Origin of the sequence: Cellulosimicrobium protaetiae (assembly GCF_009708005.2) — a bacterium.
GTDB lineage: Bacteria > Actinomycetota > Actinomycetes > Actinomycetales > Cellulomonadaceae > Cellulosimicrobium > Cellulosimicrobium protaetiae.
This window is the reverse complement of sequence record NZ_CP052757.1, coordinates 1031993-1052536: the sequence shown is the minus strand read 5'-3', so window position 1 is coordinate 1052536 and position 20544 is coordinate 1031993. Positions and strand designations below refer to the sequence as shown.

The following is a 20544-nucleotide window of genomic DNA, read 5'->3' as shown; positions in this document are numbered from 1 at the left end:
CCCGGGTCACTTCTGCGCGGGCGGCGGGTGACCCTCGGACGCCTGCACGACGACGATCCCCTGCCCGGAGAGCGCGAGCTGGTACGCCTCGCCGGAGCCGCGGCCGATCGCGGCGGCGAGCTTCGCCGTCTTGCGGATCGACGACTGCAACGACGTGGACCACAGGACCGCGGCCTGCATGTCGACGAACGTCGGCACGTCGACGTCGAGCACGACGGGCGTGCCGAACGCCGTCACGGCCAGCGCCCCGGTGCCGGTGAAGGTCGTGTTGAACAGCCCGCCGCTGAGCATCGAGGCCCCCTCGACGCGGTTGATGTCCCACGTCAGGGAGCTCTCGAACGCGAGCACGTTCGCGCCGTTGACGGTCACGCCCTCGTCCTCCAGGTGCAGCACGAACACCTGGTCCGCCTCCTGCGCGAGGAAGACGTCGCCGCTTCCGGACACCTTCATGAGCGACATGCCCTCACCCGTGAACGCCTTCTTGAACATCTTGCCGAGACCGCCGCTGCCCTCGTACGCGAAGTCGACGTCGCCCTGGTAGGCGACCATCGAGCCCTGCTTCGCGAAGAAGAACCCGCCCGTGCCGCGAAGGTCCACCTTGAGCATCCGGTCGTTCTGGAGCTGGAAGGAGCCGGGCTCGACGGAGCGCTCGGCGTGGTCGAGGAGTGAGCTGCGCATGGACCGATCCTCTCGGGTGCGGGCCGCCGTCGCACGCGCGGGCCCTCCGACCCGTCCGCCCGGCGGGTCGCGCGTGCGAGAGTGGCGCCATGAGCTCCCCGCACGGCTTCACGCACCTGGACGACCGCGGCCACGCGCGCATGGTCGACGTCACCGCCAAGCAGCCCACCGTCCGCTCCGCGACGGCGACCGGCGTCGTGCGGTGCTCCCCCGAGATCGTCGCGGCGCTGCGCGACGGCACCGTCCCCAAGGGCGACGTGCTCGCCGTCGCGCGCATCGCGGGCATCGCGGGCGCCAAGCGCACGGCGGAGCTGCTGCCGCTCGCGCACGTCATCGGGGTGCACGGCGCGGTCGTCGACCTCGTCGTGGGCGACCACGGCGTCGACGTCACCGCGACCGTGCGCACCGCCGACCGCACGGGCGTCGAGATGGAGGCGCTCACCGCCGTCGCCGTCGCCGGGCTCGCGGTCGTCGACATGGTCAAGGGGCTCGACAAGTCCGTTGAGCTCACGGACGTGCGCCTCGTCGCCAAGACCGGCGGCAAGTCCGGCGACTGGCACCGCGAACCGTGACCCGCCTCGGCCCTGACGAGGTCGACTTCGACGCCGTCGTGCTGGCCGGGGGCCGGGCGGAGCGGCTGGGGACGCCCAAGCCGGGCGTCGTCGTCGGGGGTCGTCCCCTGCTGGAGCACGCGCTCGCGGCGACGTCCGGCGCGGGGCGGACGGTCGTCGTCGGGCCGGACGAGCTCGCCGACCCCGACCGCTACGCCCTGACGCGCGAGGACCCGCCCTTCGGGGGGCCCGTCGCCGGTATCGCCGCCGGGCTGAGCGCCCTGCCCGGGCCCGACGACGGCGGCGCGGTCTGGGTGCTCGTCCTCGCGTGCGACGTCCCCCGAGCCGCGGAGGCGGTGCCCGCGCTGCTCGCCGCGGCACGCCACCGGACGGACGAGGTGGCGGTGCACGCGGTGCGCGGCGGGCGCGACCAGTGGCTCGTCGGGCTGTACGAACGGGCGGCACTGCACGCTGCCCTCGCCGCCCTGCCCGCGGTGCACGGCGCGTCGGTGCGCAACCTGCTCTCCGGGCTCCCCGCGCTCGCGGTCCCCGACGAGGACGGCGCCACCGACGACGTCGACACGTGGGAGGATGCCCGCGAGCAGGACCGCCGCCTGGGCGCGGGGGCGGTACCGCCGCCCGACGAGACCCCGCACGACCCGCACGACGGCAGGAGGCCACGATGACGAACCTCGAACGCTGGGTCGACGCCCTCGCACAGGACCTCGACCTGGACCCGCAGGTGGTCGACATCGGCGCGATCCTCGACCTCGCGCGCGACGCCGCGCACGGCATCGAGCGCCCCGCGGCCCCGCTCACGACGTTCGTCGCGGGCTACGTCGCCGGGCTCGCGGCCCACGACGCCTCGGGCCGCACCGTGCAGGAGGTCCTCGACCGCGCCGCCGCGCTCGCGCTCGCGTGGACGCCGGAGCCCGAGCTGCCCGGCACCGCGGCGCAGGCCGAGACGCGGGACTGAGGGATGGCGACCGTCCGCTACTTCGCCGGAGCCCGCGACGCCGCCGGCACGGAGACCGAGACCGTCGACGCGACGACGGTCGGCGAGCTGCACGCGGCGCTCGTCGCGCGCCACGCGGCGCTCGCGGACGTCCTCCCGCGCTGCTCGCTCCTCGTCGACGGCGTCCGAGCGCCGCACGACGACACCCCGGTGCCTGCGGACGCGACCATCGACGTCCTCCCCCCCTTCGCCGGCGGCTGACCCGGCCCCGCCGAACAGGCGATCCTGGTTCGTCACGCTCCGCGGACCCGCCGGAAGCGCCTGCTCGGGCGGGCTGGATCGCCTGGTCGTCAGTGGTCGCCGCCGTCGAGCTGGGCGAGGACGTGCGGCAGGAGGGGCTCGAGGACCGCCCAGCCGTCGCGCACGCCGCCCGTCGAGCCGGGCAGGTTCACGACGAGGACCCGACCCGCCGGTCCTGACGTGATTCCCGCGAGGCCGCGCGAAAGCACCGCCGCGGGCACGTGCTCCGCACCGCGTCGGCGCAGCTCCTCCGCGATCCCGGGGACCTCCCGCTCCAGGACCTCGCGCGTCCCCTCGGGCGTGAGGTCGCGCGGCCCGACGCCGGTCCCCCCGGTCGTGAGCACGACGCGCGCTCCCCCGGACACCGCCCGGGCGACGGCATCACGGACCGAGGTCACGCCGTCGGGCACGAGGTCCGTGGCAACCGCCCAGCCTGCCGCGCCGAGGAACCCCGCGAGCAGCGGCCCCGAACGGTCCTCGGCCTCGCCGCGGGAGCAGCGGTCGGACACGGTGACGACGGCGACGGTCGCGTCCGCGGGCCGTCCGGTGGGTGCGCTCATGGCGCCACGGTAGCGAGCCGGGGGACGTCACCGGGTCGGTGCCGCCGATCGTTGCTCGGCGCGCGCGATCTGCCTCGTCTGGGCATAGTTGCTGTGGACCGACCCGCCGTCCCCTGCTCGCCCAGGAGGCTCGAGATGTCGTACCTCTCCGTGCCGTCAACGCTGCCGGTACGCGATTCCTCGTGGTTCCGACCGCGACACCGCGCGGGCGGCGGGAGCACGCCATGACGACGACGTCCGACGGACCGGTCGAGGACGCCCTCCTGCGGCTCGGCAAGCACCTGCGGCGGGGCCAGGTGTCGGACGACCTGCGGCAGGTGTTCCTCACCGGCGGTCGTCAGGGCGACGTGTTCTACCGCGACCGCTGGTCCCACGACAAGGTCGTGCGCTCCACCCACGGCGTGAACTGCACCGGGTCCTGCTCCTGGAAGGTCTACGTCAAGGACGGCATCATCACCTGGGAGACCCAGCAGACCGACTATCCCTCCGTCGGCCCCGACTCCCCCGAGTACGAACCCCGCGGCTGCCCCCGCGGCGCCGCGTTCTCCTGGTACACCTACTCCCCCACCCGCGTGCGCTACCCCTACGTCCGCGCCACCCTGCTCGACCTGTACCGGCGCGCGAAGAGCACGGTCGGCGGCGACCCCGTGCTCGCGTGGGCGAAGGTCACGTCCGACCCGGAGTCGGCGCGCGCCTACAAGTCCGCGCGCGGCAAGGGCGGCCTCGTGCGCGCGACCTGGGACGAGGCCGCCGAGATCGTCGCCGCAGCCCACGTGCACACCATCAAGACCTACGGCCCCGACCGCGTCGCCGGGTTTTCCCCCATCCCCGCCATGTCGATGGTGTCGCACGGTGTCGGCGCCCGGTTCGTGCAGATGCTCGGCGGCACCATGCTGTCGTTCTACGACTGGTACGCCGACCTCCCGGTCGCCTCGCCCCAGGTGTTCGGCGACCAGACCGACGTGCCGGAGTCCGCGGACTGGTGGAACTCGACGTACTGCATCATGTGGGGCTCCAACGTCCCGGTCACCCGCACACCGGACGCCCACTTCATGACCGAGGCCCGCTACCGCGGCCAGAAGGTGATCGTCGTGTCGCCCGACTACGCCGACAACACCAAGTTCGCCGACGAGTGGCTCGCGCCCCACCCCGGCACGGACGGCGCCCTCGCCCAGGCCATGGGCCACGTCATCCTCACCGAGCACTACGCGCAGCGCCGCACCCCGCAGTTCGCGGAGTACGCGGCGCGCTTCACCGACCTCCCGAACCTCGTCGTCCTCGACGAGCACGACGACGGCTCGGGGTCGCGCGCGGCGTACGTGCCCGGGAAGTTCCTCACCGCGGCGGACCTGCCCGACGGCGTCGGGCACCCGGGCGACGACGACGCCGCCGCGCCCAACGCGCAGTTCAAGACCGTCGTGCTCGACGCCGACGGCACCCCGCGCGTCCCGAACGGCAGCCTGGGCCACCGCTACGGCGAGGCCGACGCGGGCCGCTGGAACCTCGACCTCGGCGACATCGACCCCCTCCTGTCCGTCGCCGACGCCCACGGTGTCTTCTGGGGCGCCCCGCAATCCGCTCCCACCCGCGACACCGTCCCCGAGCGCGCATCGTCGACCGACCAGGGTTCTCCCTCGGCGAGGGGTGAGACGACGGCAGAGGCGGTGGGGGCGGCGTCGGATGCGAAGGGCGTAAAAGCCGCGCTCGGGAACGCACGGCCGACAGGCCAGGGCGACGGCGCGGCCAGCCCGAGCACCGACGCCACCCCCACCGCCGGACCCAGCCCGAGCACGGGCACCACGTACGAGACGGTCGCCGTCGCGCTGCCGCGGTTCGACCTCGACCCGGCACCGGGCGACGACGCCGCCGCGCACCTGGGCGGCGCGGGCGTCGTCGTGCGTGGCGTCCCGGCCCGGCGCGTCGGCGGGCGGCTCGTGACGACGGTGCTGGACCTGCTGCTCGCGCAGTACGGCGTGAACCGCCCGGAGCTGGGCCTGCCCGGCGAGTGGCCCGCGGGCTACGACGACGACGCGTCGCCCGCGACGCCGGCGTGGCAGGAGCGCTTCACCGGGGTGCCCGCCGCGGCGGCGGAGCGCATCGGGCGCGAGTTCGCGCAGAACGCGCTGGACTCGGGCGGCCGGTCGATGATCATCATGGGCGCGGGGACCAACCACTGGTTCCACTCCGACACGATCTACCGCGCGATGCTCGCGCTGACGACGCTCACCGGCTGCCAGGGCGTGAACGGCGGCGGGTGGGCGCACTACGTGGGGCAGGAGAAGTGTCGCCCGGTGACCGGGTGGGCGCAGTACGCGGGTGGCCTGGACTGGTCGCGTCCGCCGCGGCAGATGATCGGCACCGCGTTCTGGTACCTCGCGACGGACCAGTGGCGCTACGACGGCCTGCCCGCGGACGCCCTCGCGTCGCCGCTCGCTCAGGGGCAGTTCTCGGGCCGCACGACGGCGGACACGCTCGTCGAGTCGGCGCAGCGCGGCTGGATGCCGAGCTACCCGACGTTCGACCGCAACCCGCTCGACCTCGTGGACGAGGCGCGCGCGGCGGGCAAGGAGCCGGCGCAGCACGTGGTCGACGAGCTCAAGGCCGGGACCCTGCGGTTCGCGTGCGAGGACCCGGACGACCCGGCGAACTTCCCGCGCGTCGTGACGGTGTGGCGCGCGAACATCCTCGGCTCGTCGGGCAAGGGCAACGAGTACTTCCTCCAGCACCTCCTCGGCACGGACGCCGCGGTCAACGCGGCGGAGTCGGGCCCCGAGCGTCGGCCGCGGTCGATGACGTGGCGGGACGAAGCACCGCAGGGCAAGCTCGACCTGCTCGTCACGCTCGACTTCCGCATGACGTCCACGACGCTGTTCTCCGACGTCGTGCTGCCGGCGGCGACCTGGTACGAGAAGCACGACCTGTCGTCCACGGACATGCACCCGTTCGTGCACTCGTTCAACCCGGCGATCAACCCGCCGTGGCAGACGCGCACGGACTTCGACATCTTCCACACGCTCGCGGGGAAGGTGTCCGAGCTCGCGGTGACGCACCTCGGGGTCCGCGAGGACCTCGTCGCCGCGCCGCTCGCGCACGACACCCCGGACGAGATGGCCGTCCCGCACGGTGCGCTCAGCGACTCGGGCCTGCCCGTGACGGAGCGCGAGCTCGTGCCGGGCGTGACGATGCCGAAGCTCGTGGTCGTCGAGCGCGACTACCCGGCGTTCGCCGCGCGCATGGCCGCGCTCGGTCCGCTCACCGAGAAGGCGGGCATGGTCACCAAGGGCGTGCACTTCTCGCCCGCACCCGAGGTCGCCGACCTCGGACGTCGCAACGGCCTCGTCCAGGACGGTCCGGCTGCGGGACGCCCGCGCCTGGACCGGGACACGCACGCGTGCGAGATGATCCTCGCGCTGTCGGGGACGACGAACGGCCGGCTCGCGGTGCAGGGGTTCGAGCACGTCGAGCAGCGCACGGGCACGCGCCTGGCCGACCTCGCCCTCGACGAGCAGGGCAAGCGCGTGACCTTCCCGGACGTGCAGTCGCGCCCGACGCCGGTCATCACGTCTCCCGAGTGGTCCGGCTCCGAGCACGGGGGCCGCCGGTACTCGGCGTTCGTCGTCAACGTGGAGCGGCTCAAACCGTGGCACACCCTGACGGGCCGCCAGCACCTCTACCTCGACCACGACTGGATGATCGAGCTCGGCGAGCACATGCCGATCTTCCGACCACCGTTGGACATGCACCGCCTCTTCGGCGACTCGCCCGTGATGGGCGACACCTCGCCGTCGGGCTATCCCGCGTCGGGCGGTCACGCCGAGGTCGCGGTGCGGTACCTGACCCCGCACAACAAGTGGTCGATCCACTCCGAGTACCAGGACAACCTCTTCATGCTGTCCCTCTCGCGCGGCGGTCCGAACGTCTGGATGTCGCCCGCCGACGCCGCCAAGATCGGCGTCGCGGACAACGAGTGGATCGAGGCGTACAACCGCAACGGGGTCGTGGTCGCGCGGGCGGTCGTCTCGCACCGGATGCCCGAGGGCACGGTCTACATGCACCACGCCACCGACCGCACGATCGACGTGCCGCTCGCCGAGACGTCCGGGCTGCGCGGCGGGATCCACAACTCGCTCACGCGCATCCTGCTCAAGCCGACGCACCTCGCGGGCGGCTACGCCCAGCTCTCCTACGCGTTCAACTACCTCGGGCCCACCGGGAACCAGCGCGACGAGATGACCGTCATCCGCCGACGCAGCCAGGAGGTGCGGTACTCGTGACACTCACCAGGACCGGAACAGCGCGGGGCCAGGCCGCGGGCAGGGTGTCGTCGGCACGGGAGGGGGTGGCGTCGTGCGGGTGATGGCGCAGATGTCGATGGTGATGAACCTGGACAAGTGCATCGGGTGTCACACGTGCTCGGTCACGTGCAAGCAGGCCTGGACCAACCGCACCGGGGTCGAGTACGTGTGGTTCAACAACGTCGAGACCCGCCCCGGCCTGGGCTACCCCCGCACCTACCAGGACCAGGACCGCTGGCAGGGCGGCTGGGTCCGCACCAAGAAGGGCAAGCTCAAGCTCCGCGCCGGCGGCCGGCTCAAGAAGCTCGCCACGATCTTCTCCAACCCCGTCCTGCCCTCGATCCACGACTACTACGAACCCTGGACCTACGAGTACGACATGCTCCTGTCCGCCCCCCAAGGAGCGCACACCCCCGTCGCGCGGCCGAAGTCGCTGCTCACGGGCAAGGACATGAACATCTCCTGGTCGGCGAACTGGGACGACGACCTCGCCGGGTCCACCGCGACCATGGACCAGGACCCGATCCTGCAACACATGTCCGAGCACGTCGCGACCGAGCTCGACAAGACGTTCATGTTCTACCTGCCCCGCATCTGCGAGCACTGCCTCAACCCCGCCTGCGTCGCGTCCTGCCCGTCCGGGGCCATGTACAAGCGGGCCGAGGACGGCATCGTCCTGGTGGACCAGGACGCCTGCCGGGGTTGGCGCATGTGCGTCACCGGCTGCCCCTACAAGAAGGTCTACTTCAACCACAAGACCGGCAAGGCCGAGAAGTGCACCCTGTGCTACCCCCGCCTCGAGGTCGGCCTGCCCACCGTGTGCTCCGAGACGTGCGTCGGACGCCTGCGCTACCTCGGCCTGGTCCTGTACGACGCCGACCGCGTGACCGAGGCCGCCGCGGTCGAGGACGAGCACGACCTCCTCGCCTCCCAGCGCGCCGTCTTCCTCGACCCGAACGACCCCGAAGTGATCGCCGCCGCCCGCGCCGAGGGCATCCCCGAGGACTGGATCACCGCCGCCCAGAACTCCCCCATCTGGGACCTCATCAGCCGGTACGAGATCGCCCTGCCGCTGCACCCCGAGTACCGCACCCTGCCCATGGTCTGGTACATCCCACCCCTGTCCCCCGTCGTCGACGTCGTCACCGCCTCCGGCAACGACGGCGAGGACGGACGCACCCTGTTCGCCGCCATCTCCCAGCTGCGCATCCCCCTGGAGTACCTCGCCGGACTGTTCACCGCGGGCGACACCGCCCCCGTCGAACGCGTCCTACGCCGCCTCGCCGCCATGCGCTCCTACATGCGCGACATCAACCTCGGCCGCGACGCCGACGAACAGACCGCGGCCGCCGTCGGCATGACCGGCACCCAGGTCCAGGACATGTACCGCCTCCTGGCCATCGCCAAGTACGAAGACCGGTACGTCATCCCCACCGCCCACACCGAGATCGCCCGCGAGCTCGACGAGCTGTCCTGCTCCCTCGACTTCGACGGCGGCCCCGGCATGGGCGGCATGGGCCTCACCGGCGGCGGGCCGTTCGGCGAGACGTCCGGGAGCCCGGTGCCCGTCGCCGTCGAGAACTTCCACGTGCTCCAGTCCCGCCAGACGGCGGACTCCGCGTACGGACCCTCGACACCGGGACGCGTGAACCTCCTCAACTGGGACGGCAACGGCCGCCCGCCGGGGCTCTTCCCACCCGGCGAGGACGCGACGACCGGAGGCACCGGCGCGGGCACGGGGACGGGCGGTGTCACGCCCGGCGCCCCCGGCTCGCTGCCCGGCGGCCGGCAGGACGCGCGGCACGACACGATCCCCGGTCCCGAGCGCCCGACCGGTGGACCCGCACCGGGGCCCGGTCCCGGCGTCGAACCCGACGGGGGCACCCGATGAGGACGCGCTCGCTGCTCCCGACCCCGGCTCTGCGTCCCGGGGCGCGCCCCCGCGGGCCGCAGCCCGACCACCTGGCTCCCGTCGCGGCGTCGGGCACCCAGCGACGCACGACCCACATGGCGGCGTCCGTCCTGCTCGCCTACCCCGACGCGGACCTGCTCGACGCGGCCGACGCCGTCCGGGCGTCGACGCCGGGACTGCCCCCGCCCGTCCGCGAGCGCCTCGACGCGTTCTGCGGGGTGCTGCAGGCGTGCGCGGACCCGCAGGACCTGCGCGACCTCCAGTCGCGCTACGTCGCGACGTTCGACCTCAAGCGCAAGTGCGCGATGTACCTGTCGTACTACGCCGCGGGTGACACCCGGCGGCGCGGGACCGCGCTCGTCGCGTTCGTCGAGGCGTACCGGGCCGCGGGCTGGGAGGTCACGGGCTCGGAGCTGCCGGACTACCTGCCGACCGTGCTCGAGTTCTCGGCCCGCACGCAGGGCGACGACGCGACGATCGCGGCGGGGCTGCTCGCCTCGCACCGCGACGGGATCGAGGTGCTGCGGACCGCGCTGGAGAGCATGGCGAGCCCGTGGACCGGCCTGGTCGAGGCGGTGTGCCTCACGCTGCCGCCGCTCGACGAGCGGACGCAGCAGCGGTACGTCGAGCTCGTGACGGCGGGACCGCCCGCCGAGCTCGTGGGGATGGAGCCGTTCGCGCTGGAGCCGTACGGTGCCGGGGCCGACCGAACCGGAGGTGCGGTGCGATGAGCGGGGTGAGCACGGGCGAGATCCTGCTGTGGGTCGTGTTCCCGTACGTGACGTTCGCGGTGTTCGTCGTGGGGTCGATCTGGCGGTACCGGTACGACAAGTTCGGCTGGACCACGCGGTCGAGCGAGCTCTACGAGAAGCGGCTGCTGCGGCTCGGCTCGCCGCTGTTCCACTTCGGGCTGCTGTTCGTGATCCTCGGGCACCTCATGGGGCTGGTCATCCCCAAGTCGTGGACGGAGGCGGTGGGCATCAAGGAGGTCGCCTACCACTTCGTCGCCACGTACATGGGGTCGATCGCGGCGGTCGCGCTCGTCGCCGGGCTGCTCATCCTCATCTACCGACGCCGCACCACGGGACCCGTCTTCCGCGCGACGACGCGCATGGACAAGACCATGTACGTGTTCCTCGCGGCGTCGATCCTGCTCGGGTCGTGGGCGACCGTGCAGACGCAGCTCCTCGCCGGCGGCCACGGGTACGACTACCGGGAGACGATCTCCCCCTGGTTCCGCTCGCTCTGGTACCTCCAGCCGCAGCCCGCGCTCATGGAGGGCGTGCCCGCGGCGTTCCAGCTCCACATCGTCGCCGCCAACCTGCTGTTCATCCTGTGGCCGTTCACGCGGCTCGTGCACGCGTTCTCCGCGCCCGCGCCGTACCTGTTCCGCCCGTACGTCGTGTACCGGTCGCGCGAGGCCTCGGTCGCCGCGCGCGCCCCGCGGCCCGGCTGGGACCCCTCGGAGCGCCCGCGCGGGCGATGATCCCGGGCAACCCCGCCGCGCCCGCGGAGTACCAGGTCAGCGCCCAGAAATCACCCCGGCGCCCCGAGCACCCACCGGGCACCACCGGGCACCACCGGGTGAAAAGGGCGCCGCGGCGACCACGGAACGCCCCGACGCCCCCTCCTTCCAGGGGCGGTCACCCCGACCGTGACCGTCACCCGGAAGAGGTTCGAGCATGTCCACCACCGCCCCGACGACCGCCGGCCGTCCCCGCGCCGTCCGCCCGTCCGCGTCGTCGACCACGCCCCCTGCCCCGCGCCGCGTCGCCGTCCTGACCGAGCGTCTGACCGGTCACGTCGACACGGCCGTCACCGCGACCGCGCGGTTCCTCACCCGCTGGTCCGTCCCCGCGCTGCGCGTCGCCCTCGGGCTCGTGTTCCTCGGGTTCGGCGTCCTGAAGTTCTTCCCCGGTGCGAGCCCGGCGGAGTCGATCGCGGCACGGACCGTCGAGACGCTCACGTTCGGCCTCGTCGGCGGGACGGCGGCGGTGATCTTCACCGCGGTCCTCGAGACGTTCATCGGCCTGACCCTCATCACGGGCAGGCTGCTGCGCACCGGGCTGGTCGCGCTCGCCGTCGCGATGGCCGGCATCCTGTCGCCGATCGTGCTGTTCGCCGACGAGCTCTTCGGCGACGGCGTGACCCTCCTGGGCCAGTACGTCCTCAAGGACGTCGTGCTCGTCACCGGCGCGGCCGTCGTCGCCGCGGTCGCCCTCGGTGCCCGGCTCAAGCTCGACGCATGACACCTCGGCGCTCCCACGCCCACCCTGACCCGACGAACAGGACCCCGTGACCGGTACCGGTCACGGGGTCCTGTCTGTCGGGGTGCCGACCTCGCCGTCGCGAGGTAGAGCCTCCGGTCGCGACGTAGAACGCGACGAGCTCTATCCCGCGACCGGACGTTCTACCTCGGCGGGAGACGGGCGCAGCCCCGTCAGGCGAGCGCGATCGTCAGGTACGCGCTGTTCGGGTCGTCCGTGTAGTCGGCGAACGGCGCGCACGGCTCGAAGCCGTGGCGGACGTAGAGCCTTCGGGCGGGCGCGAAGTAGTCCTCCGTACCCGTCTCCAGGCTCACGCGGTCGAGGCCCCGGTCGCGCGCGACGTCGAGCAGGTGCGCGAGGACCGTGGCGGCGACGCCCCGGCCCCGCGCGGCGGCCGTCGTGCGCATCGACTTGAGCTCGCCCAGCGTCGCGTCGTGCTGCTTGAGCGCGCCGCACCCCAGGAGCCCGCCGTCCGTGGCGCGCGCGGTGACGAACGTGATGTCCGACGCGCGCAGCCGCTCCACGTCCAGCGCGTGGACGCTCTCCGGCGGCGACGTCGCGTGCATGTCGTCCAGGTGCTCCTGCAGCAGCGCCAGCACGTCCTCGGCCGTCGGGTCCTCGACGGCGACGCGCACGTCCGCCCGGGTCGTCGTCTCGCTCACGGCCCGAGCGTGCCACACGGCCCCGGACGCCCGTCGTCGCGTCCGGAGGCGAGCGCTGCGCCGACATCGAGCGCCGCGTCCGTGGACGAGCGATGCGTCCGTGGACGCCTCGCTCGCACCGTGGCGCAGCAGCCGTCCTGGCCGGTCGGCCGTCGCGCGCGAGGTCAGGAGTCGAGCGACGCGAGCGCCTCGTCGACGGCCGTCCAGAGCTGGCGGCGGACGTCGAGGTCCTCCGTCTCCGTGTCGGGGTCGCCCCAGGGCTGGTCCAGCCAGGGCGGCGTCGCGACGAAGTGGCTCGCTCCGTCGCCCCGGATCGCGACGGTCGTCCCGGCGTCACGGTCCGCGAGACTGCTCTCCGCGCGCCGCAGGAACGCGCACGAGTCCCAGAGCTCGTCCTCGGTGCCGCACGCGAGCACGACCGGACCGTCGATCCCCTCGAGCGGGATCCGGGCCTCTGGGCTCGCCGCGGTCTGCGCGTGCACGTCCGAGGAGCACGGGAGGGGCTCCCCGTCCAGCGTCCAGGCAGAGCGCGAGAAGTCCGGGTACCCGCACATCACGGCGTCGGCGCCGACCGGGGCGATCGCACCGTGCACGAGCTCCGGCCGGTTCGCCGCGAGCCACAGCGCCATCTCTCCGCCGCGCGAGACGCCGAACGCGAGGACGGCGTCGCCGTCCACGCCCGGCTGCTCCCGGAGCCAGGCGAGGGCGTCGAGGAACGTCTCGGCCGGCACCTCCTCGAGCGACGACGGCTGGTCCACACCCTTGAAGTAGCCGATGCCGAGCGCGGGGTACCCGAGGCCGGCGACCGCCTCGGCGACCATCCGCCCGGTCTCCGACCCGCCCTCCGACCCGCCGAACGCGAGGACGGCGGGCCGTGGGTCGTCGGCGGAGAGCCCGTCCGGGACCGCGTAGACCCCGGGGAACCCCTCCGACGCGGTCTCCCGGGTCGTGACCTCGGACGTCGGTGTCGGCCCGTCGGTGGGCGTGCCCGACGTCGGGGCCGTGGTCGGGTCGTCGGGCGCCGCGCCCGCGGTGCACGCGGTGAGCGTGAGGGCGACGACGGCGGCCGCGAGGACGGCGAGCGCCCCCCGTCGATCCGCGGGGACGGCGGCGGGACGGGCGCGTCGTCGCAGGGCCATGCGTCACCCTAGCGAGCGCTGTGGCGAGACATGGGGAGCGCCCGCTCGCCGCCTGCGTCGTTTGTCACGGTCCGGCGACGTGACACTCCGCAGGTGCGGGTCTATCGTCGCGTTCATGCCGCACTTTCGGATTCGCGAGGCCGCAGGCCTGCTCGGGGTGAGTGACGACACCGTCCGACGCTGGGTCGATGCCGGGGACCTCGCCGCGAGCGCCGACGACGCCGGGCGCAAGGTCGTCGACGGCGCGGAGCTCGCGCGCTTCGCCGTCGCCCAGTCGCACCCGACGCCCGACCCGTCCGGCGTGGCGCGCTCGGCGCGCAACCGGTTCGTCGGGATCGTGACGGGCGTCGTGAGCGACGCCGTCATGTCCCAGGTCGAGATGCTCTGCGGGGGTCAGCGCGTGGTCTCGCTCATGAGCACCGAGGCCGTGCGCGAGCTGCGCCTCGAGCCCGGGAGCCTGGCCGTCGCGGTCGTCAAGGCGACGACCGTCATCGTCGAGACCCCGGGAGGAACCGCGTGAGCGCGTCCGCACGCCCCCGCACGACCACCCGCACGACCGCCTCCCGCCGCCGCGCCCGAGGAGCCCTCGCCGGGCTCGGGACGGCGGTCCTCGTCGCCGCGCTCGCCGCGTGCGGCACGGGCGGGGGCGCCCGGGAGGACGTCGCGTCGTCGGACGGCGCCACGGACCCCGCGAGCACTCCGGCCGAGGAGCGCACGCTCACGGTCCTCGCCGCGGCGTCGCTCCGCGACGTGTTCACGGACCTCGCGGGCGACTTCGAGGCCGAGCACGAGGGCGTGACCGTGGCGCTGTCGTTCGCCGGGTCGTCCGACCTGGGCGACCAGATCCTCGCCGGGGCGCCGGCCGACGTCTTCGCGTCCGCAGACGAGCGCACCATGACCCGGGTCGTCGACGCGGGCGACGCGTCCGACCCCGTCGCGTTCGCGACGAACACGCTGACGGTCGTCACCCCGCCCGGCAACCCCGCGGGCGTCGAGACGTTCGCCGACCTCGCGCGCGACGACGTCAAGGTCGTCGTGTGCGCGCCGGAGGTCCCGTGCGGCGGCGCGACCGACACGGTCGCCGAGGCGGCGGGCGTCACGATCCACCGCGTGAGCGAGGAGGCCAACGTCACCGACGTGCTCGCCAAGGTGACGTCGGGCGAGGCCGACGCCGGACTCGTGTACGTCACGGACGCGACGCTCGCGGGCGACGCCGTCGACGTGGTCGACGTGCCCGAGACCGACGCCGCGCTCAACGTCTACCCGATCGCGCTCGTCGCGGCGGCCGAGGAGGCCGGCCCGGAGCAGGTCGCGCTCGCGCGGGCGTGGGTCGACCTCGTGACCGGCGACGCCGGGCAGGCCGCGCTCGCCGCCGCGGGCTTCGGCGCCCCTGACGCGGCGACGCCGTGACGTCCGCACCACCCCGCAGGTCCTGATGCGCGGGCTCCCGCGCTGGGTCCTCGTCCCCGCGCTGCTCGGCGCGCTGTTCGTCGTCGTCCCCGTGGTGGCGATGGTCGCGCGCGTCGAGCTGGCGCCGGGGCCGGACGGGACCGGCGGCTTCTGGGCCCTCGTGACGTCCCCGGCCGCGCTCGACGCGCTCGGCCTGTCCCTGCGCACCGCGCTCGTCGCGACGCTGTGCTGCGTGCTGCTCGGCACGCCCATGGCGCTCGTCCTCGCGCGCACGACGTTCCCCGGGCAGCGCGTCGCGCGCGCCCTCGTGCTGCTGCCGCTCGTCCTGCCGCCCGTGGTCGGCGGCATCGCGCTGCTCCACACGTTCGGGCGCCGCGGGCTGATCGGCCAGCACCTCGAGGTGCTGGGGATCGAGATCGCGTTCACCACGACGGCCGTGGTCCTGGCCCAGACGTTCGTGGCGCTGCCGTTCCTCGTGCTGAGCCTCGAGGGCGCGCTGCGCACGCAGGACACGCGCCTCGAGGACGTCGCCGCGACGCTCGGCGCCCGCCCGACGACGGTGCTGCGCCGCGTCACGCTCCCCCGCGTCCTGCCGGGGCTGCTGTCGGGCGCGGTGCTCGCGTTCGCGCGGGCGCTCGGGGAGTTCGGCGCGACCATCACCTTCGCGGGCGCGCTCCAGGGCGTCACGCAGACCCTGCCGCTCGAGATCTACCTCCAGCGCAGCGCCGACCCGGACGCCGCCGTCGCGCTCTCGTTCGTGCTCGTCGTCGTCGCGGTGCTCATCACGGCGGCCGTCCACGGTCCGCGCGTGCTCGGCGGCCCGGACGCCCGGACGGCCCGCCCGCGGCGAGGCGCCCGCGGGGCCCGCGCGGCGGGCACCCTGCCCGACGCCGGCCCGGTCGTCCGGGAGGACGTCTCGCCCGCGAGCGCTCCGGCACCCGCCGCGGCGCCGGCGCCGCGCGACGATGCAGCCCCCGCCGCACTCGCCGTGCGTGCCCTCGTGCCGGAGCGCGGGCTCGACGTCGACCTCACCCTCGCGCCGGGCGAGGTCGTCGCGGTGCTCGGTGCGAACGGCGCGGGCAAGTCGACGCTCGTGCAGGTCGTCGCAGGCCTCCTCCCACCCGGCGACGCGCACGACGCCCGGGTCGCCGTCGGGGACGACGACGTCACGCGGGTCGCGCCGCGCCGTCGCCGGCTCGCGTGGCTGAGCCAGCGGCCGCTGCTGTTCGAGAACCTGTCGGTCGAGGACAACGTCGCGTTCGGCCCCCGGGCACGGGGCGTGCCGCGCGCCCGCGCCCGGCGCGAGGCCCGGGCCGCGCTGGGGCACGTCGGCGCCGCCGACCTCGCGACCCGGCGCTCGACCGACCTCTCCGGCGGGCAGGCGCAGCGCGTCGCGATCGCCCGGGCGCTCGTCACCGACCCGCGCGTGCTCCTGCTCGACGAGCCGCTCGCCTCGCTCGACGTCGGCGTCGCGCAGCACGTGCGGTCGGTGCTGCACCACGCGCAGCGCGACCGACCCCGCACGACGCTCCTGGTGACCCACGACCTGCTCGACGTGCTGCTGCTGGCGGACCGCGTCGTCGTGCTGGAGGACGGCCGCGTCGTCGAGGACGGCCCGGTGGACCGGGTCCTCACGCGCCCGCGGTCCCGGTTCGCGGCCCGCCTCGCGGGCGTCAACCTGCTCGCGGGGAGCGTCGTGCACGTCGCCGTGCCGGAGCCCGTCACGGTGGGGAGCCTCGGGACGGGGCCGGGCAGGCAGGGCTCCGGCGGGGCGGACGCGGCTCTCGTCCCGACCGAGGCGGGACCGGACGAGGAGGCCGCCGCACGCGAGGCGACCCTCGCCGTCGACGGCACGCAGGTCCGTGTGCGCGGGACGGCGGACGAGCCGCTCGCCGCCGGGGACGGGGCCGTCGCGGTGTTCGAGCCGCGCACGGTCGCCGTCCACCGGGCGACGCCCGAGGGCAGTCCCCGCAACGCGTACCGGGTGGTCGTCACGAGCGTCGAGCCGCACGGTCCGCTGCTGCGCGTGTGGGGGCGCGTGACCGGCGAGGGCACGGGCGACCCGGCCGCGGGGGCGACGACCGTCGTCGGGCACGACGCCCCGCACCTGGCTGCGGACCTCACGCCGCGAGCCGTCGCCGAGCTGCGCCTGGTCCCGGGCGAGCGCGTCTGGTTCGTCGTCAAGGCGGCCGAGGTCCGCGTCCACCCCCGCTGACACGCCGAACCCGGGGTCGTTCCCCACGACGCGCCGGTCGTGAGGAACGACCCCGGGTTCGGCACCGCGGGTGTCAGACGGCGGCCGGTGCCTCCGGAGCGGGGGCGACGACCGCGTCCTCCGGGGTGGGCCGCGCGCCGCGGGACCACTCGCCGCCGCGCGCCGTGACCGCGACGAGCAGGACGACGAGCCCGACGGCCGTCATCGCCGCACCCGCCCACAGGGGCGACGTGAAGCCGAGCCCGGCGGCGATGGTCAGGCCGCCGATCCAGGCGCCGAGCGCGTTGCCGACGTTGAACGCGGCGATGTTCGCGCCCGACGCGAGGGTCGGCGCAGCCTGCGCGTAGGACATGACGCGCATCTGGAGCCCGGGGACGGTCGCGAACCCGAAGGCGCCCATGAGGACGAGGCTCACGACGGTCATCACCTGGCTCGTCGCGGTGAGCGCGAAGACGCCCAGCACCACGGTGAGCGCCGCGAACAGCACGACGAGCGTCGTGCCGAGGCGGCGGTCGGCCGCGCGCCCACCGACGAGGTTGCCGACGAACAGCCCGCCGCCGAACAGCACGAGCAGCCACGGGACCGACGCCGACGTGAAACCGCCCACCTCGGTGAGCGTGAACGCGATGTACGTGAACGCACCGAACATGCCGCCGAAGCCGAGCACCGTGATCGCGATCGAGAACCACACCTGGGCGCTGCGGAACGCGGCGAGCTCGCCACGCAGCCCCGTGCTGCCCGACGCGCGGTCCGCCCGGGGTGCGGTGGGCTCGCCAGGTGCGGGCACGCCGTCGGGCGAGCCGACGCGCGACGGGACGAGGAGCGCGATGCCCGCGAGCGCGACGACGCCGATGGCGGTGATGGCCCAGAACGTCGCGCGCCACCCGGCAGCCTGCCCGAGGAACGTGCCGAACGGGACGCCGAGCACGTTGGCGATGGTGAGCCCGGCGAACATGATCGAGATGGCGCCGGCGCGCTTCTCGGGCGCGACGAGGTCGGCCGCCACGACCGCGCCGATCCCGAAGAACGCGCCGTGGCACAGTGCCGCGACGACGCGCCCGAGGAGCATGACCTCGTACGTCGGCGCGACGGCGGACAGCAGGTTGCCCGCGATGAACAGGACCATGAGGCCGAGCAGGGCCTTCTTGCGGTCGACGCGCGTGAGGGCGGCGGTGAGGCCGATCGCGCCGACGGCGACGGACAGCGCGTAGCCCGAGATGAGGTAGCCGGCGACGGACTCGGTGACCCCGAAGTCGGCGGCCACCTCGGGGAGCAGCCCCATGATGACGAACTCGGTGAGCCCGATGCCGAAGCCCCCGATGGCGAGGGCCCAGAGGGCGACTGGCATGACGATCTCCTGGTGCGGGACGTGGGCGGCGTCAGGTGGTCAGAAGCGTTGCGCACGCGTTCACCTGGCGCCTGCACTAGTTGCAGGCGCTCGCTATCGATAGTTGCACACGCCGATTAGTTGCACAAGCGCTATAGTTGGGGGGTCACGCTCGCACCCGAGGAGGACGCCATGGGCATCGCCGACGACGCCGTCGAAGTCCGCGCACAGGGCTGGCGCACGCTCGCCGCGCTGCACGGGCTCATCGATGCCGCGCTCGAGCGCGCCCTGCAGTCGGAGCACGACCTCTCGGTCGTCGAGTACACCGTCCTCGACGCGCTCTCCCGGCAGGACGGCTGGCACATGCGCATGCAGCAGCTCGCGCGCGCCGCCGCCCTCTCCCCCAGCGCGACCACCCGGCTGGTCAACCGGCTCGAGGACCGCGGGCTCCTCACGCGCATCCTGTGCCAGGACGACCGCCGGGGGATCTACACCGAGCTCACGCCCGCGGGCGAGGCCCTGCTGCTCGCCGCGCGGCCCACCCACGACGCGACTCTCGAGGCCGCCCTGCACGACGCGACCCAGGCTCCCGAGCTCGCGTCGCTCGTCGACGCGCTGCACGCCCTCCCGGCCTCCGCCGGCGCGGCGTAGCGCGCGCGGGGCAGTTCGCGCGGCGCACCCCGCGCGGCGTCGCCCCGGCGCGCGGCAGACCCGCGCAGGCGCGCGAGCGACCGTCGGGTCACGCCTCGCGGTCGACCCCGCCGAGCGCGGCGCGGACCTCGCCGACGATCGCCGCCATCGCCGCCTCGGCGGCGCGCGCGTCGCCGTCCGCGACGGCGCGCGCGACGGCCTCGTGCTGGTCCAGCGCCTCGGGGACGGGGGACGCGGGCATGAGGCCCAGGTGGGTGCGGCCGCTGAGCACCGCGGCCACGACCCCGGCGAGCGCGCCGAACATCTCGTTGCCGCTCGCGCGCAGCAGCAGCTCGTGAAAGCGCACGTCGAGCGCGAGGAACTCCTCGAGGTCCCCCGCCTCGCCGAGCATCCGCATGCGCGCCGCCGCCGCCACGAGCTCGGCACGCTCGTCGTCGGTCGCGTGCACCGCGGCCCCCGCCGCGGCGAGCGGCTCGACGGCGTGCCGCAGCTCGGTGAGCGTGCGGAGCTGGGGATCGCGCCCCGGGCCCTCCAGGCGCCAGCGGATGACGCGCGGGTCGAGCACGTTCCACTCGTCCATGCCGAGGACGACGAGCCCGACGCGCCGCTTCGACCGCACGAGGCCGAGCCCTTCGAGCAGCCGCATGACCTCGCGCGCGACGGTGCGCGAGACGCCGAACTCGGACCCGATCGACTCGAGCGTGAGCGGCGCGCCCGGCAGGACGTCTCCGCTGGTGATGCGACGTCCGAGGGCGTCGAGCACGGTGGTGTGCAGGACCGTCGTCGCCATGGCCAGCAGCCTAGTGGCGCCCATTGGTGATATCAATCACTTGCCAAAGGTGCTACCAATGCTCCACAGTGGACCGCAGTGGGGACCACGACGGTCGCCACCCGGGACGGGACCGCACCACGAGAGACCCCGCACCGGACGCCCCACCCGACACGGAAGTCGACACATGGACACGGACGTCAGCACCACGGTCCACGCCGGAAGCGCCGCGACCAGCCAGGACCCGGTAGAGCCCACACAGCCGCCCCAGCACCTCGTCGTCATGGGCGTCGCGGGCTCGGGCAAGACGACGGTCGCGACGCTGCTCGCGCAGCGCCTCGGGACCGAGTACGCCGAGGCCGACCAGTTCCACCCCGAGGCCAACATCGCGAAGATGAGCGCGGGCACGCCGCTCACCGACGAGGACCGGTGGCCGTGGCTCGAGGCGATCCGTGACTGGCTGAGCGCCGAGGCCGACGCCGGACGCTCCGGCGTCGTGACCTGCTCCGCGCTCAAGCGCTCCTACCGCGACCTGCTGCGCACCGCGCGGGGCCGCGTCTGCTTCGTCCACCTCGACGGCAGCCCCGACCTCCTCGCCGAGCGCATGGAGCACCGCAGCGGCCACTTCATGCCGCCCTCGCTCCTGCCCTCGCAGCTCGCCACGCTCGAGCCCCTGGACGACGACGAGCCGGGCTTCACGGTCGACGTCACGCGCACGCCCGAGGAGATCGCCGACCTCGTGCTCGACCGGCGGACCGGCTGCGGCGACCCACGGCCCGCGGCCGGCTGACCGGCAACCCAGACCCAGACCCAGACCCAGACCCAGACCCAGACCCAGACCCAGACCCAGACG

20 protein-coding genes are annotated in these 20544 nt (G+C 74.1%); 14 read left to right on the top strand and 6 right to left on the bottom strand.

Going from position 1 to position 20544, the window contains the following annotated elements:
• Positions 1–6: 6 nt before the first annotated feature.
• On the bottom strand, positions 7–678 hold the full coding sequence (locus tag FIC82_RS04485; RefSeq protein WP_154797724.1) for an AIM24 family protein: 672 nt from the start codon (positions 676–678) through the stop codon (positions 7–9).
• Positions 679–767: 89 nt separating this feature from the next.
• On the opposite strand from FIC82_RS04485, the gene moaC reads away from it, so the two are divergent.
• Genes moaC through FIC82_RS04465 form a run of 4 tightly spaced genes read left to right on the top strand, consistent with a single transcriptional unit; the run spans position 768 to position 2445 of the window.
• The gene (moaC, locus tag FIC82_RS04480) at positions 768–1250 is read left to right on the top strand and encodes a cyclic pyranopterin monophosphate synthase MoaC (RefSeq protein WP_154797723.1); all 483 of its coding nucleotides are present in this window, start codon (positions 768–770) and stop codon (positions 1248–1250) included.
• A complete protein-coding gene (gene mobA, locus FIC82_RS04475) occupies positions 1247–1915 on the top strand; it encodes a molybdenum cofactor guanylyltransferase (RefSeq protein ID WP_253691446.1) in 669 nt (222 codons plus the stop codon). The genes moaC and mobA overlap by 4 nt, the downstream gene beginning before the upstream one ends.
• On the top strand, positions 1912–2205 hold the full coding sequence (locus FIC82_RS04470) for a DUF6457 domain-containing protein (RefSeq protein WP_154797721.1): 294 nt from the start codon (positions 1912–1914) through the stop codon (positions 2203–2205). Before mobA ends, FIC82_RS04470 begins: the two co-directional genes overlap by 4 nt.
• Positions 2206–2208: 3 nt before the next feature.
• Entirely contained in the window at positions 2209–2445 is a 237-nt protein-coding gene (locus FIC82_RS04465) for a MoaD/ThiS family protein (protein WP_154797720.1), read from the top strand.
• 89 nt (positions 2446–2534) lie between these two features.
• Here FIC82_RS04465 and FIC82_RS04460 read toward each other — a convergent pair whose 3' ends face one another.
• On the bottom strand, positions 2535–3044 hold the full coding sequence (locus FIC82_RS04460; RefSeq protein WP_154797719.1) for a MogA/MoaB family molybdenum cofactor biosynthesis protein: 510 nt from the start codon (positions 3042–3044) through the stop codon (positions 2535–2537).
• A gap of 224 nt (positions 3045–3268) precedes the next feature.
• Between FIC82_RS04460 and FIC82_RS04455 the strand changes: the two genes are divergently transcribed.
• From FIC82_RS04455 to FIC82_RS04435, 5 genes are all read left to right on the top strand, one after another.
• On the top strand, positions 3269–7318 hold the full coding sequence (locus tag FIC82_RS04455; protein WP_154797718.1) for a nitrate reductase subunit alpha: 4050 nt from the start codon (positions 3269–3271) through the stop codon (positions 7316–7318).
• Positions 7319–7391: 73 nt separating this feature from the next.
• A complete protein-coding gene (gene narH, locus FIC82_RS04450) occupies positions 7392–9230 on the top strand; it encodes a nitrate reductase subunit beta (protein ID WP_168731486.1) in 1839 nt (612 codons plus the stop codon).
• The gene (gene narJ / locus FIC82_RS04445) at positions 9227–9982 is read left to right on the top strand and encodes a nitrate reductase molybdenum cofactor assembly chaperone (RefSeq protein WP_154797717.1); all 756 of its coding nucleotides are present in this window, start codon (positions 9227–9229) and stop codon (positions 9980–9982) included. The genes narH and narJ overlap by 4 nt, the downstream gene beginning before the upstream one ends.
• Positions 9979–10737, top strand: coding sequence for a respiratory nitrate reductase subunit gamma (narI, locus tag FIC82_RS04440; protein ID WP_141388954.1), 759 nt, complete (start codon positions 9979–9981; stop codon positions 10735–10737). The genes narJ and narI overlap by 4 nt, the downstream gene beginning before the upstream one ends.
• A 196-nt stretch (positions 10738–10933) precedes the next feature.
• The gene (locus FIC82_RS04435; protein ID WP_154797716.1) at positions 10934–11500 is read left to right on the top strand and encodes a DoxX family protein; all 567 of its coding nucleotides are present in this window, start codon (positions 10934–10936) and stop codon (positions 11498–11500) included.
• A 191-nt stretch (positions 11501–11691) separates the two neighbouring features.
• Here the strand turns inward: FIC82_RS04435 and FIC82_RS04430 are convergent, their stop codons facing one another.
• Both FIC82_RS04430 and FIC82_RS04425 read right to left on the bottom strand, forming a co-directional pair.
• On the bottom strand, positions 11692–12180 hold the full coding sequence (locus FIC82_RS04430) for a GNAT family N-acetyltransferase (protein WP_253691444.1): 489 nt from the start codon (positions 12178–12180) through the stop codon (positions 11692–11694).
• A gap of 164 nt (positions 12181–12344) precedes the next feature.
• Entirely contained in the window at positions 12345–13319 is a 975-nt protein-coding gene (locus tag FIC82_RS04425) for an acyl-CoA thioester hydrolase/BAAT C-terminal domain-containing protein (RefSeq protein WP_154797715.1), read from the bottom strand.
• 115 nt (positions 13320–13434) lie between these two features.
• On the opposite strand from FIC82_RS04425, the gene FIC82_RS04420 reads away from it, so the two are divergent.
• The 3 genes from FIC82_RS04420 to FIC82_RS04410 are packed head-to-tail and all read left to right on the top strand — an operon-like array spanning position 13435 to position 16944.
• The gene (locus FIC82_RS04420) at positions 13435–13839 is read left to right on the top strand and encodes a TOBE domain-containing protein (protein ID WP_154797714.1); all 405 of its coding nucleotides are present in this window, start codon (positions 13435–13437) and stop codon (positions 13837–13839) included.
• The gene (modA, locus tag FIC82_RS04415; protein WP_168731485.1) at positions 13836–14729 is read left to right on the top strand and encodes a molybdate ABC transporter substrate-binding protein; all 894 of its coding nucleotides are present in this window, start codon (positions 13836–13838) and stop codon (positions 14727–14729) included. The genes FIC82_RS04420 and modA overlap by 4 nt, the downstream gene beginning before the upstream one ends.
• 25 nt (positions 14730–14754) lie before the next feature.
• The gene (locus tag FIC82_RS04410; RefSeq protein WP_154797713.1) at positions 14755–16944 is read left to right on the top strand and encodes an ABC transporter permease; all 2190 of its coding nucleotides are present in this window, start codon (positions 14755–14757) and stop codon (positions 16942–16944) included.
• Positions 16945–17017: 73 nt separating this feature from the next.
• Here FIC82_RS04410 and FIC82_RS04405 read toward each other — a convergent pair whose 3' ends face one another.
• Positions 17018–18292 (bottom strand): MFS transporter, encoded by a 1275-nt coding sequence (locus tag FIC82_RS04405; protein WP_154797712.1) that lies wholly within the window; start codon positions 18290–18292, stop codon positions 17018–17020.
• A 171-nt stretch (positions 18293–18463) separates the two neighbouring features.
• Here FIC82_RS04405 and FIC82_RS04400 point away from each other — a divergent pair, with 171 nt between their 5' ends.
• Entirely contained in the window at positions 18464–18922 is a 459-nt protein-coding gene (locus FIC82_RS04400; protein ID WP_154797711.1) for a MarR family winged helix-turn-helix transcriptional regulator, read from the top strand.
• An 88-nt stretch (positions 18923–19010) separates the two neighbouring features.
• Here FIC82_RS04400 and FIC82_RS04395 read toward each other — a convergent pair whose 3' ends face one another.
• Positions 19011–19712: a FadR/GntR family transcriptional regulator gene (locus FIC82_RS04395; RefSeq protein ID WP_154797710.1), complete on the bottom strand. Its 702-nt coding sequence runs from the start codon at positions 19710–19712 to the stop codon at positions 19011–19013.
• A 166-nt stretch (positions 19713–19878) separates the two neighbouring features.
• Between FIC82_RS04395 and FIC82_RS04390 the strand changes: the two genes are divergently transcribed.
• Positions 19879–20481, top strand: coding sequence for a gluconokinase (locus tag FIC82_RS04390; RefSeq protein ID WP_154797709.1), 603 nt, complete (start codon positions 19879–19881; stop codon positions 20479–20481).
• Positions 20482–20544: the final 63 nt, after the last annotated feature.